Here is a 12,954-nt window from a genome sequence, read left to right as displayed (position 1 = left end):
CACCCTCTCAGGTCGGCTACGCATCGTCGCCTTGGTGAGCCGTTACCCCACCAACTAGCTAATGCGCCGCGGGTCCATCCATAAGTGGCAGATTGCTCCGCCTTTCCCGATCCGATCATGCGACCGTTTCGCGTATCCGGTATTAGCATTCGTTTCCGAATGTTATCCCAGTCTTATGGGCAGGTTACCCACGTGTTACTCACCCGTCCGCCGCTAACCTTACCCGAAGGTAAAGTCCGCTCGACTTGCATGTATTAGGCACGCCGCCAGCGTTCGTCCTGAGCCAGGATCAAACTCTCCATTAAAGTGTTTGACTTGCTCATTCATTTAAAAAATCGCTTTTCCGTTATTTCTAACGGGGCAGTTTCGCTCGTTGTTCAGTTTTCAAAGAACAATTTGTTTTTCGTGTCGTTCGCGTGTTTCTCAGCGGCGACAAGAGATAATATACCATGAACGCCTAATGGTTTGCAAGTACTTTTTTAAAGTTTTTTGTTAAAACATGCTTATTCTCTTTTACATCTCATATTTAAGCTTAAAATCCTTATTTAGCAGCTATTCTATACATAGGCTTTCTATTGAATAAACAATAAAGATCTCGCCTGATTCAAAGGCAAGATCTTTATTATCAACCCATAACTTCTTTTATATGCAGATGTCTTTCGATTGTCAGGTTAATGATCGTGCCGCCAACAGAGACCCATGGTCTTGTCGGATGTACGGAATCGCTAAACACAATCTCTCCAACGCGATCATCGCTAAGCTTCACGATATTGCCATTATGGAATTGCGTTACCTTCTCTACGAATACCCTGACGTAAGCAGGCTCCAGCTTTCCGAAGGAATCGCTCTGGATCTGTTCCAGGACGAAATACGGGGAAGCTGCCTTGCGGTAGAATCGATTTAAAGTCATCGCGTGATAAATATCCGCAATGGCAACGATTTTGGCGTATGGATGGATCTTGGACGAATCAATGGCAAGCGGATAGCCGCTGCCGTCAATACGTTCATGATGCTGGAGCGCGGCCAGCTTCACTCCCTCGTTCAAGGAGGCAATGTTCTTCAGAAGCTGATACCCAAATACCGTGTGACGCTTCATCTCTTCATTCTCTTCGGCCGTTAAGGCTGTCGGCTTGGTTAATATGGCCGGGTCAATCTTAACGTTCCCTATATCGTGAAGCAGACCGGCGAGAGCGACCGGCATCCAATCCTTGCGCGGCAGTCCGCACCATTGGGCGATACGATAGGAGGTTAAGCTCACCATTATACTGTTGTGCAGCAAATAGTCACGCTCCGAAAAATGTCTCGGCATAAACGTAAGCACCTGGTAGCTGCCCTCATATTGCATCATCTTCTCCAGCTGATTCCGGATATCCATTACCGGTATCGGCTGGCCGGACCGGATTTCGTTGATAACCCGCTTCAGTACAACCATCATCTGATCGTATTCATCGTGCAGCGGAGTAGCAGTGACAGCAGGAGCTGCTGTCTGCGGCTCCTGCTTTGCGTTGTCCTGCGTTTTATCCGTCTGATTAGCCGGCTGTTCAATCTGAACTTTGGGAACCAGAAAGGCCTGCATAATATCTAATTCTCTAGGTGTGACGATGCGCCCCTTCTGAAATAGCACTCCGCCAAGCGGGGTGAGGACATCTTCGCTGATCTTGTCGCCTAACTTCACCTGTGATAAAGCCACTGTTGCCACAACGGTCCCCTCCCGATGTATGCCAATCCTCTACTATTGTCTGTTGTTACTCTTCTGCCGGCTCACTGCCTGCATCCGGAGCTGTATTTTCGAATTCTTCGCCCTCTTCGAGCGATTCGTCAGCATCTTCGCTGCGCGCTACACGAGTTACGGTAGATACCGTATCATCGTCACGCGTATTGATCAGCTTCACGCCTTGCGTATTACGCCCCATCGTCGAGATGCCTTCCATGCTTGTACGGATGAGCGTGCCAAGCGCGGTCATAATCATCAGGTCTTCGTCGTTCAGTACGACCTTCAGGCTGACAATCGGTCCGTTCTTGTCGGTAACGTTAAGGGTCTTGATCCCTTTACCGCCACGGTTCTGAATCCGGTACTCACTCATTGGCGTACGTTTGCCGTAGCCTTTGGCCGTTACGATAAGCACATCATTCTCCGGATTGACAACATCCATGTCAATGACGGTATCGTCATCATCCAGTTGAATGCCTTTTACGCCTGTAGCGGAACGTCCCATTGAACGAACATCCTGCTCAGAGAAGCGGATCGACATGCCTTGTGCCGTACCCATTACGATCTCCTGGTTGCCGTCTGTCAGCTTCACGCCAATCAGTTCGTCATCCTCTCGGATCGAAATTGCAATCAGGCCGACCTTCCGTATATTCATATAATCGTCAAGAGGTGTCTTCTTAACGATACCCTGGCGGGTCGCAAAGAACAGATAGCTTTCCGAATCGAAGCTTTCTACAGGAATAACCGCATTGATCGTCTCGCCTTGCTCAATTTGAATCAGGTTGATGATCGGCGTTCCCCGGGCTGTCCGGCTAAGATCCGGAATCTCGTAAGCCTTCAGGCGGTATACCTTGCCTTTGTTCGTAAAGAACAGCAAGTAATGGTGCGTGTTGGATACGAACAGATGCTCAACGAAATCATGCTCTTTCGTATCCATGCCAACGACGCCTTTGCCGCCCCGCTTCTGGCTGCGGTAAGTGGTTACCGGCAAACGCTTGATATAGCCGGTATGCGTGATGGAGATGATAACATCCTCGCGAGGGATCAGGTCCTCGTCCAGAATCTCTTCATCGCTCACGGTAATTTCGGTACGACGTTCGTCGCCGAAACGCTCCTTGATCTCGTTAAGTTCTTCACTGATGATGTTGAGCACAAGCTGCTCATCGGCCAAGATCGCCTTGTACTCGGCAATCTTCTTCATCAGTTCCGCATACTCGGCTTCGATCTTGTCGCGTTCCAGACCAGTCAGCCTTTGGAGACGCATATCGAGAATAGCTTGAGCCTGCTCGTAGCTAAGCGCAAAACGCTCAATCAAGCCTTCCCGGGCAATGTCCGCTGTTTGCGAAGCACGGATCAAAGCGATAACTTCGTCCAAATGATCAAGAGCAATACGCAAGCCTTCGAGTATATGGGCTCTCGCTTCTGCTTTTTTCAGATCGTATTCGGTACGACGGCGAATAACTTCGATCTGATGTTGCAAATAGTAATACAACATTTCACGAATATTCAGCGTCTTAGGTTCGCCGTTAACTAGCGCGAGCATGTTAATACCGAAATTGGATTGCATTTGCGTCTGCTTATACAGATTGTTCAGCACAACGCTTGGCGTTACATCGCGGCGAAGCTCAATAACGACACGCATGCCATTACGGTCGGACTCATCGCGGAGGTCGGTAATTCCCTCTATTTTTTTCTCGCGGACGAGCTCTGCGATTTTTTCTACCAGGCGTGCCTTGTTAACTTGGTACGGCAGCTCGTAGACGATAATCCGGGCTTTGTTGCCGTTCTCTTCAATCGTCGCACGCGCGCGCATAGTTACCGTGCCGCGTCCCGTCAGATAAGCCTGACGGATGCCGCTAAGTCCCATAACGATACCCGCCGTAGGGAAATCTGGGCCTTTTACATAATCAATCAGCTCAACAGGCGTAATTTCCGGATTACGGATCAGCGCCTGAATACCGTCAATGACCTCGGTCAGGTTATGCGGCGGAATATTCGTTGCCATACCTACCGCGATGCCTGTAACCCCGTTTACGAGCAGGTTCGGGAAACGCGACGGCAGAACGGCCGGCTCTTTCTCCTCGCCGTCATAGTTCGGAACAAAATCAACGGTCTCTTTATTTAAATCGCGGAGCATCTCCATGGCGATTTTCGACAGACGCGCCTCGGTATACCGCATCGCCGCCGCCATATCTCCGTCAATCGAGCCGAAGTTGCCATGTCCGTCCACAAGCATGTACCGCATGGAGAAATCCTGCGCCATCCGTACCATTGCTTCATAAACCGACGAATCGCCGTGCGGATGGTACTTACCGATTACTTCCCCTACGATCCTCGCAGACTTCTTGTATGGCTTGTCCGAAGACATGCCTAGCTCCGACATTGCGTACAAAATACGACGATGCACCGGCTTAAGACCGTCCCTTACATCCGGCAATGCGCGGCTTACGATAATACTCATCGCATAGTCCATGAATGAATCGCGCATTTCCGTACCGATGTCACGGTCTTTAATTTGCGAATGCTGTTGTTCTTCCGCCATGTTTTACCTCCCTGACGTCATCAATCTGCAAACCTTTGACAAACATGATAACCATTATATTACTTTCACAAAAAAGGCACGGCTAAACGCCCTGCATCCGTTTCATCTATGAAACCGGCAAATTGCCTAAAAAATAATGAAAAAATAGGCAAATAACTCGTATCTTTTCGTGCCCGATCCGCCATAAAATAAACAGACCCAAATTACATTATACCACTCATTCCAAAGTCTGTCTTCTTCTTGATACGCAATCTTCATCACTTAATACCTGTTCCCAAGGGAAAGGAGCAACAACATTGTCTATTCAATTGGTATACAGCAAATGGGAGAAAACCAACGTACTTCTACACTCGCCAGCTCTCCGTGAATATATACCTCTAACAAAGCTTTTCAGCAAAGAAAACCTGCAGTTGATGCTTGACGAATACGGGATGGTCTACGTCAAACCCGTAAACGGCACCTTTGGCAAAGGCGTTATGCGCGTAGAACAGCTCAAGCCGGCTGCCAAAGGCTATAAGTATCAACTGAACACCACAATCCGGACTTTTCCTACCCTCGAACTGCTGCACCAGAGCCTCGTGAAAAAAATTAAAAGCAGGCGCTATCTGGTTCAACGTGGCATCCATCTGCTCCGCCATAAAAAACGTCGCTTCGATATCCGGGTAATGGTGCAGCGCAATGAAAACAACCACTGGGAGGCTACCGGCATTATCGGACGTCTTGCCCATCCCGGGAAAGTGGTTACCAACTACCACAACGGCGGCACTCCTATGTCCTTCGAACGCTTGATGTCTCACCATCAATCACCGACCCAGAAGATGATTTACGCCATGCGTCTCAAACAAATCAGCCTGGATATCGCAAAAGAGCTGGAGAAGCATTACCCGGGCATTAAGGAGCTTGGGATCGACATCGCCATTGACCAGCAGCAGAGACCTTGGATTCTTGAGGTAAACACGAAGCCCGATGCCTTTATCTTCCGGAAGCTTGAAGATAAAACGATGTTCCGCAAAATCTATAAGTACGCCGTTTCTTACGGCCGCTACAAAAAGAAATAGCCGCCCGCAAGGACGGCTATATTTTTATTAAATATCCAGGTTCTTAACGTCTTTCGCAAATTGCTGGATGAAATCGCGGCGCGGTTCAACGTTATCGCCCATGAGCGTGTCGAAGATAACGTCCGCTTCAATCGCGTCTTCGATCGATACTTGAAGCATGGTCCGGCTTTCCGGATCCATCGTTGTCTCCCACAGCTGCGTGGCGTTCATCTCGCCGAGACCTTTATAACGCTGTACGTTTACTTTGGCGCCTTCACCGAACTCCGCGATAATCTCATCGCGTTCCTTCTCGGACTGCGCATAACGGATAACCTTGTTCCGCTCGATCTTGAACAGCGGCGGCTGTGCGATATAAATATAGCCTGCTTCGATGATCTTCCGCATGTAACGGAAGAAGAAGGTCAGCATCAAGGTCCGGATGTGCGCACCGTCGACGTCGGCATCGGTCATAATAATGACCTTATGGTAACGCGCCTTCGCCAGATCGAAATCATCGCCAATGCCCGTTCCAAGCGCTGTGATAATCGCACGGATCTCGGCATTTCCGAGAATGCGGTCAAGTCTAGCGCGCTCAACGTTCAGGATTTTACCGCGGAGCGGCAAAATCGCCTGGAAATGACGATCGCGGCCTTGCTTCGCCGAACCGCCAGCGGAGTCGCCTTCGACGATATACAGCTCGCTGATGGAAGCGTCCTTGGAGGAGCAGTCAGCCAGTTTACCTGGCAGGGAGCTCACTTCAAGCGCGCTCTTGCGGCGTGTCAACTCGCGTGCCTTGCGTGCCGCTTCGCGGGCTCTTGCCGCTTGCAGGCCTTTCTCAACGATTTTGCGGGAAACCGAAGGATTCTCATCGAGGAACTCCTGTAGCTTCTCGGCAAAAAACGATTCGACAATACCGCGCACTTCGCTGTTGCCAAGTTTCGTCTTTGTTTGTCCTTCGAACTGCGGCTCGGGGATTTTTACCGAAATAATCGCCGTCAGGCCCTCGCGGACGTCATCGCCGGAGAAGTTAGAATCATTGTCTTTAATTAATCCGGACTTACGGGCATAGTCGTTAATAATACGCGTTAACGCGCTCTTGAAGCCGGATTCATGCGTACCGCCCTCATGCGTATTGATGTTATTAGCGAACGAATGAATATTCTCGGTGTAACCGTCGTTATATTGCAACGATACTTCCACCTGAATATGGTCCTTAGAGCCTTCAACATAAATCGGTTCTTCATGCATGACTTCCTTGTTGCGGTTCAAATGCTTGACGAACTCGATAATGCCGCCATCGTACTTGAACGAATTCGATGTGCCCGTGCGCTCATCAATCAGTTCAATCTCAAGGCCTTTATTCAAAAACGCCAGCTCGCGGATCCGCGATTGGAGCGTCTCGTACTCGTAAACGGTGGTATCGGTAAAAATCTCAGGATCCGGTTTGAACTTAACCGTCGTACCGGTTTCATTGGACTCCCCGACAATCTTGACGTCATATTGCGGCACGCCGCGGCGGTATTCCTGTTGGTAAATATGTCCGTGGAGCTTAACCGTAACCGTTACATGTTCCGACAACGCATTAACGACGGATACACCAACACCGTGCAACCCGCCCGATACTTTATAGCCCTCGCCGCCAAATTTACCGCCTGCGTGAAGAACGGTCATAACGACTTCAAGAGTCGATTTCTTCAGCTTCGCGTTCTCTCCTACCGGAATACCACGGCCATTATCGATAACCGTAATACTGTTGTCCTCGTGGACGCGAACCTGGATCTTCGTACAGTACCCGGCCAGCGCTTCGTCGATACTGTTATCGACAACCTCCCATACGAGATGGTGGAGGCCCTTGCCGCTGGTAGAGCCGATGTACATCCCCGGACGCTTCCGTACCGCTTCTAAGCCTTCGAGGACCTGTATCTGACTTTCATCATACGTATTCTGCTGACTCAACTGCTCACTACTCCTCTCATACCTGTTCGCCTAGGCTGCTTCTAGCCATTCGCCGCAAAATGATGGGCCCGTTTCTTCAAAGTAGAGGATGAAATCGGCGAATAATAGATTTTCTGCTTCGTCACAACAATGGATTTGGGTTCTTCCTCACCAATGGTTTCGACGTCTTTGCGTTTACGGGCTCCTGCTACAAATTGCTTGGAAAGCTTGGAGGATTGCTCTATCGATATATCAAAAATGGCTACCAGCTCGGCAGCCCGGATAATTTTCTCGCCGCCCAAATGGATATACATGTCCTCCGCCTCCCGTATAAATGTCCGTTATCAGCGCGTCACTCGGCCTTCCCGCACATCGTAGATCCCGGCGCCCTGGAGTTTGCTCACATTTACGCTCTCGAGTCCGGTCGTTGTAATAAACGTCTGAACCTTGCTCTGAAACGTCTCGATGAGTTGCGTCTGCCTATTCTGATCCAGCTCAGACAAGACATCATCAAGCAATAGCAGCGGGTATTCCCCAATTTCCTCGCAGATCAGCTCTATCTCGGCGAGTTTGAGAGACAGGGCAGTCGTACGCTGCTGTCCCTGCGACCCGTATACAGCCGCTTCCTTGCCGTTGATAAAGAAAGCCATGTCGTCGCGATGAGGCCCTACGAGCGACATTCCTCTGCGAATCTCCTGATCTTTCACCTGTGATAACTTTAACATAAATTGCTCAAATAAAACAGTTTCATCTTCGGAGGCGCCGCCGTCAAAGGACGGGCGGTACTCAATGGTGAGGCGCTCGCCGCCCGCCGTAATGCCGGAGTGAATTTGCTCCGCCCACCGTTGTAATTTATGAATAAAGTGTTTCCTTTTTTTCATGATTTTAACACCATGCTCGGCAAGCTGCATATTCCAGATATCCAGCATGGCCTGCTGCGAGCCTCCGGGGGTTGCGGTCTTCAGATAATTGTTCCGTTGGGCAAGCACCTTGGTGTATTGCGTCAGGGTATGCAAATAACCGGGCTGTACTTGGCCGATTTCCATATCGAGAAACCGTCTCCGTATGCCCGGCGTTCCTTTTACAATTTCCAGATCCTCCGGCGCGAACATAACGACGTTCAGCGATCCGATGAAATCGCTGAGCTTCCGCTGCTCAAGTCCGTTAATCTTCGCTTTCTTGCCTTGTGACGAATACATCAAATCTAGCTTTAACGTGCCGTAACGCTTCTCTACCTCGCCGTGGATCCGGGCTGAATCGGCCTCCCAGCCGATCAGCTCCTTATCCTTCGACGTGCGGTGCGACTTGGTGAGGGCAAGCGCGAAGATCGCCTCCAGCAAGTTCGTCTTCCCCTGCGCGTTAGGCCCGACAAACAAATTGACTTTATTGTCCGTCACGAGCTCAAGCTCTTTGTAGTTGCGATAATTTTGCAATTGAATGCTTTTTAAAAACACGTTCGTTTGTCCTCCCGGCCTGGCTGCTTCTTAAGCATTTATGCCCCGGTCACCGTAAAGACGCCGCAGCCTTCCACTTCTACGCGGTCACCGACGTACAGCTTTCTGCCGCGACGGTTATCCACAACCCCGTTTATGTGAACTTCGTTTTCCTGCAAGAAAAATTTCGCGTGTCCACCTGTGGATATACAATCAGCCAGTTTTAAAAACTGTCCAAGCGTAATGTATTCGTCACGAATGGCGATCTCTTTCATCACTTGCTCACCTGCCTTTCACCGTTATTGCCTAAGCTTGCATAACCTTAGTTTGTCGTCCGATAAGGCAGGATAACATACGTGTTGTAGGAATGATCGGTTGGACGAATAACGATTGGGCTCATTGCTCCGGTAAAGCCGATAAAGATTTGCTCGCTGTCGATGACTTTAAGCACATCCAGCATATATTTGGAGTTGAAAGCAATCTTAAGCGGCTCGCCGTCGAACTGCTTCGGTTCCAGCTGCTCGGTAACACGGCCAAGCTCCGTCGAGCTCGAGGAAATTTCGATCGAACCGTCATCCATCGTTGTCAGACGAACGATATTGGTTTTCTCTTCTCTCGACATCAGATACGCGCGGTCGATGGCATCCGTCAATTTTTTTGTATCAAGAACGAGTTCTGTTTTGAACACGCTCGGAATAATTTTAGAAGTATCCGGGTAAGTTCCGTCGAGCACGCGGGTGTAGAACAGTACGTTGCCGATTTTGAACAATACCTGGTTGTCGGCTACGACAATATCAACGAGACCGTGCTGATCCGGGACCAGCTTCGACAGCTCGACTAACGTTTTTGCCGCAATTACGACATTGTTAAACCGGTAGTCGGCGGCGGTCTCCGCCTGCGCGATACGGCTGGCCAGACGGTGGCGGTCAGTCGCCACGAATTTCAGCTGCTTGTCCTGCAGGCTCCAGAGCACGCCGGTCAGAATAGGGGTCTGCTCATTAACGGAGGCGGCCAGAACAGTCTGGCGGATCATCGCCTTCAGAAGATCGCCGGGCATTTGGAACAGCTCGTTTTGCTCGATGGAAGGAAGAACAGGGAACTCCTCCGGATCCAGGCCAACCATCTGAATATCCGTCGAACCGGAACGAATCAGGGTTTGAAAATGGGCGCCTACTTCAATTTCAACATTGTCCGATGGAAGCTTCTTAACGATTTCGACAAAAAATTTAGCGGGCAGCACCACATTTCCCGGTTTATCGACATTCGCAATAACGAGATCATCCCGTTCTACGGGGATAAAGCTTTGAATAGATATATCGGTATCACTTGCCGTTAAGGTAACCCCCTGGTGGGTCACTTCAATCTTGATGCCGCCGAGAATAGGAATTGTCGGACGGGAAGAAGCCGCTTTTGCAACCTGCTGGATGGCTTCGTTAAGTTCATGTTTGGAAATCGTAAGTTTCATGGTTTCACTCCTAAGTCCGTTTCGGATCGATGGTTTCTTGGTTTTGAAAAATCGGCGAAGCCGTAATGGGCGTTTTCGCCCTATTTTGATGATGTTTTTTTTAAAAATATTAGTAGTCGTAGTAGTAGGCGGCGTTAATATGTGGATAACCGTCTAAAACACGGATAAAGCAAGCCTATCCACATGTGTATAGCTTGTGCATAGGCTTGCTTGGTTGTTCATATAGAAGTGAATAACTTTTACGTGTGATTTTTGATCTTTTCGGTCAGGTTCTGCAAAATCTTGTACAAGTCCTGGTCTTGCTTGAGCTGCTGCGAAATTTTCTCATGCGCATGGATGACTGTCGTATGATCTCGCCCGCCGAACGCCTCGCCGATCTTCGGAAGCGAGTAATCGGTCAGCTCACGCGAGAGATACATGGCGATTTGCCGCGGATAGGCAACGGCTTTGGTCCGTTTCCGCGCTTTGAACTCCTCGAGACGCAGCCCGTAGAATTCGCCAACCTTTTGCTGAATATCGTTTATGGTGATCATCTTCGGACGGCTGGACGGAATAATGTCCTTTAACGCTTCGGCAGCCAGATGGGATGTAATATCCTGATTAATAAGCGAGGAGTAAGCGACTACGCGGATAAGGGCGCCTTCCAGCTCGCGGATATTCGTATCGATCTGATTCGCAATGTAGACCATTGCTTCATTCGGAATATCCAGGTTCTCCGCTTTCGCTTTTTTGCGCAAAATCGCGATCCTTGTCTCCAAATCCGGTGCCTGAATATCCGTTATTAATCCCCACTCGAACCGCGAACGCAGTCTTTCCTCCAAAGTCGGAATTTCCTTTGGTGTACGGTCACTGGAGATGACGATTTGCTTCCGCTCTTCATGCAAGGCATTAAAGGTATGGAAGAACTCCTCCTGCGTACCGTCTTTACCGGCCAAAAACTGAATATCGTCAATCAGCAGCACGTCAATATTGCGATATTTGTTGCGGAAGCTCTCGCCCCGGTTATCCCGAATCGCATTAATGAACTCGTTCGTGAATTTCTCGGAAGAAATATACATAATCTTCGTGCTTGGATTGTGATCCATGATGTAGTGGCCGATAGCGTGCATCAAGTGGGTCTTGCCAAGTCCTACGCCGCCGTATAAAAAGAGCGGATTATAAGCTTTCGCGGGCGCTTCCGCTACGGCAAGCGATGCGGCATGCGCAAAGCGGTTGTTCGCCCCGATGACGAACGTATCAAATGTATATTTCGGGTTTAGCATATGATTGAAAGTCTCTTCATGAACGATGGGCGTTTCGACTGATTTGGGCATCACAGCAGGCACGGGCTCAGCTGTTTTGGCTTCTTCAATTGAAAATCGGACATCGACCTGCCTGCCGAGAAACTCAAACAAGGTGTTGCGAATTAATTTGGTATATCGGCCTTCCAGCCATTCAGCCGCAAATGTTGTCGGCGCCGTCACTTCCAGCAGTGAATCGTTCACGAAGGAAGCTTTGGTCGCTTTAAACCAGGTATCGAAACTGGGCTTGCTTAGTTTCGTCTGAATGATTGACAACACTTGCTGCCATAAATCATAGGTATGGCTGTCCACAGACGTCACTCCTTATCAAAAATCGCCCAATAGGCGCAATTAAGCCAAATCATGTCGAATGAATGGTGATTATTACGAAATACCCACAATATGAAGAATAATAGGAACATGAGTTATAAATAGGGGATGAGTTTGTTCACAATGTTATCCACAGGTTGTTGATAAGATTTGATCAATCGATGAGGTATTCACACCGAAAACATAATAATCATAGCAAAAGATCCCTTGTATTTCAACGAATTATGAGATTCTATCCACAAATTCAATAGCTTGTGCATAAAAGTTATCTACACCACTACATATTGTTAATATCTTGTTACCATTTCGACAAAGTTCGTCTAAAGTCCCTAAAAATTATGCACATGTTATTAGTTTTCCGACAAAGGGGCTCATTCCATACATTTATCCACAATATTTGGATGGCAGCGTTTTTAATTGACTTTTGGGACGCGGCGTGGTTTAATAAAAAAAGCGTGTTTCAAAAATTAGCTGTTACAGAGAACAAGCAGATCGGTGTTAAGCCGTACTGTTTTGAGTACTTGATATACGGGAGGTGCAGTTCAGATGAGACCTACATTTAAACCGAATGTAAGCAAACGCAGCAAAGTACATGGCTTCCGCAAACGGATGAGCTCGAAAAACGGACGTAAAGTTTTGGCAGCGCGTCGTCAAAAAGGCAGAAAAGTTCTTAGCGCATAAGCAAAAGACCACGTCGGGTGGTCTTTTTTTTTGCCCTGCGGGCGATACTGATAGGTAGTATCCGCAGGGCAAGCATACATAAAGGGTTATTAATATGAAGAAAGAACGGTGAGCCTGGTCGTGCAAAGAAAATTGCGTCTGCGTAACCGCGCCGACTTCAATCGGATCTATCGTTACGGTAAATCGTTTGCCAATGGACAGTTTGTCGTGTATTGGTCGAGGCAGCCGGTAGCGGAGCCATTCCGGTTAGGCGTCTCCGCCAGCAAGAAAATAGGCAACGCGGTTGTGCGCAACCGGATGAGGAGAGTTATTAAGGAAATCGTCCGTTTGAACGGTGAAAAAATCGTGCCGAATACCGATTTTATATTAATAGTAAGAAAACCTGCGGTTGAGATGGAGACGAAGCAGCTGGAGAAGAGCATTTTTCACGTGCTGAAGAAGGCCGGTTTGCTGAAGAAGGACGCGCGTTATTAGCAATTGTGGCCAGCATTTCCAAGTTGTTTCTTTGTCCTATTATTTATGGTATAGTTTAGTCAATAA

11 protein-coding genes and 1 rRNA gene are annotated in these 12,954 nt (G+C 48.7%); 3 read left to right on the top strand and 9 right to left on the bottom strand.

Going from position 1 to position 12,954, the window contains the following annotated elements; all coding sequences use genetic code 11:
* From WFJ73_RS28385 to gyrA, 3 genes are all read right to left on the bottom strand, one after another.
* Window positions 1-305, bottom strand: a 16S ribosomal RNA gene (locus WFJ73_RS28385); the annotation flags it as partial.
* Window positions 306-625: 320 nt separating this feature from the next.
* Window positions 626-1,699 (bottom strand): HD-GYP domain-containing protein, encoded by a 1,074-nt coding sequence (locus tag WFJ73_RS28380; protein ID WP_336776274.1) that lies wholly within the window; start codon window positions 1,697-1,699, stop codon window positions 626-628.
* Between the two features lie 46 nt (window positions 1,700-1,745).
* Window positions 1,746-4,253: a DNA gyrase subunit A gene (gyrA, locus tag WFJ73_RS28375; protein WP_336776273.1), complete on the bottom strand. Its 2,508-nt coding sequence runs from the start codon at window positions 4,251-4,253 to the stop codon at window positions 1,746-1,748.
* A 296-nt stretch (window positions 4,254-4,549) separates the two neighbouring features.
* Between gyrA and WFJ73_RS28370 the strand changes: the two genes are divergently transcribed.
* Window positions 4,550-5,311: a YheC/YheD family protein gene (locus WFJ73_RS28370; protein WP_336776272.1), complete on the top strand. Its 762-nt coding sequence runs from the start codon at window positions 4,550-4,552 to the stop codon at window positions 5,309-5,311.
* Between the two features lie 27 nt (window positions 5,312-5,338).
* Here WFJ73_RS28370 and gyrB read toward each other — a convergent pair whose 3' ends face one another.
* From gyrB to dnaA, 6 genes are all read right to left on the bottom strand, one after another.
* On the bottom strand, window positions 5,339-7,246 hold the full coding sequence (gene gyrB, locus WFJ73_RS28365) for a DNA topoisomerase (ATP-hydrolyzing) subunit B (protein ID WP_336776271.1): 1,908 nt from the start codon (window positions 7,244-7,246) through the stop codon (window positions 5,339-5,341).
* A 41-nt stretch (window positions 7,247-7,287) separates the two neighbouring features.
* Window positions 7,288-7,539 (bottom strand): extracellular matrix regulator RemB, encoded by a 252-nt coding sequence (gene remB / locus WFJ73_RS28360; RefSeq protein WP_012772007.1) that lies wholly within the window; start codon window positions 7,537-7,539, stop codon window positions 7,288-7,290.
* A gap of 30 nt (window positions 7,540-7,569) precedes the next feature.
* On the bottom strand, window positions 7,570-8,679 hold the full coding sequence (gene recF / locus WFJ73_RS28355; protein ID WP_336776270.1) for a DNA replication/repair protein RecF: 1,110 nt from the start codon (window positions 8,677-8,679) through the stop codon (window positions 7,570-7,572).
* Window positions 8,680-8,717: 38 nt separating this feature from the next.
* Window positions 8,718-8,933 (bottom strand): S4 domain-containing protein YaaA, encoded by a 216-nt coding sequence (gene yaaA, locus WFJ73_RS28350; protein WP_012772005.1) that lies wholly within the window; start codon window positions 8,931-8,933, stop codon window positions 8,718-8,720.
* 47 nt (window positions 8,934-8,980) lie between these two features.
* Entirely contained in the window at window positions 8,981-10,123 is a 1,143-nt protein-coding gene (dnaN, locus tag WFJ73_RS28345) for a DNA polymerase III subunit beta (RefSeq protein ID WP_336776269.1), read from the bottom strand.
* A 239-nt stretch (window positions 10,124-10,362) separates the two neighbouring features.
* A complete protein-coding gene (gene dnaA / locus WFJ73_RS28340; RefSeq protein ID WP_336776268.1) occupies window positions 10,363-11,715 on the bottom strand; it encodes a chromosomal replication initiator protein DnaA in 1,353 nt (450 codons plus the stop codon).
* Window positions 11,716-12,279: 564 nt separating this feature from the next.
* Here dnaA and rpmH point away from each other — a divergent pair.
* Entirely contained in the window at window positions 12,280-12,414 is a 135-nt protein-coding gene (gene rpmH / locus WFJ73_RS28335) for a 50S ribosomal protein L34 (protein ID WP_015847830.1), read from the top strand.
* Between the two features lie 120 nt (window positions 12,415-12,534).
* Window positions 12,535-12,888, top strand: coding sequence for a ribonuclease P protein component (rnpA, locus tag WFJ73_RS28330; RefSeq protein WP_336776267.1), 354 nt, complete (start codon window positions 12,535-12,537; stop codon window positions 12,886-12,888).
* Window positions 12,889-12,954 lie beyond the last annotated feature (66 nt).

It is taken from the genome of Paenibacillus sp. MMO-58, assembly GCF_037146255.1.
In the GTDB taxonomy this organism is placed as follows: domain Bacteria; phylum Bacillota; class Bacilli; order Paenibacillales; family Paenibacillaceae; genus Pristimantibacillus.
The sequence above is the reverse complement of the archived record's forward strand: the minus strand, read 5'-3'. Positions and strand labels throughout refer to the sequence as shown.

Coding starts and splice junctions, on each gene's coding strand:
- gyrA (WP_336776273.1), bottom strand. CDS start 4,253: ATGGCGGAAGAACAACAGCATTCGCAAATTAAAGACCGTGACATCGGT.
- remB (WP_012772007.1), bottom strand. CDS start 7,539: ATGTATATCCATTTGGGCGGCGAGAAAATTATCCGGGCTGCCGAGCTG.
- yaaA (WP_012772005.1), bottom strand. CDS start 8,933: ATGAAAGAGATCGCCATTCGTGACGAATACATTACGCTTGGACAGTTT.
- dnaN (WP_336776269.1), bottom strand. CDS start 10,123: ATGAAACTTACGATTTCCAAACATGAACTTAACGAAGCCATCCAGCAG.
- rpmH (WP_015847830.1), top strand. CDS start 12,280: ATGAGACCTACATTTAAACCGAATGTAAGCAAACGCAGCAAAGTACAT.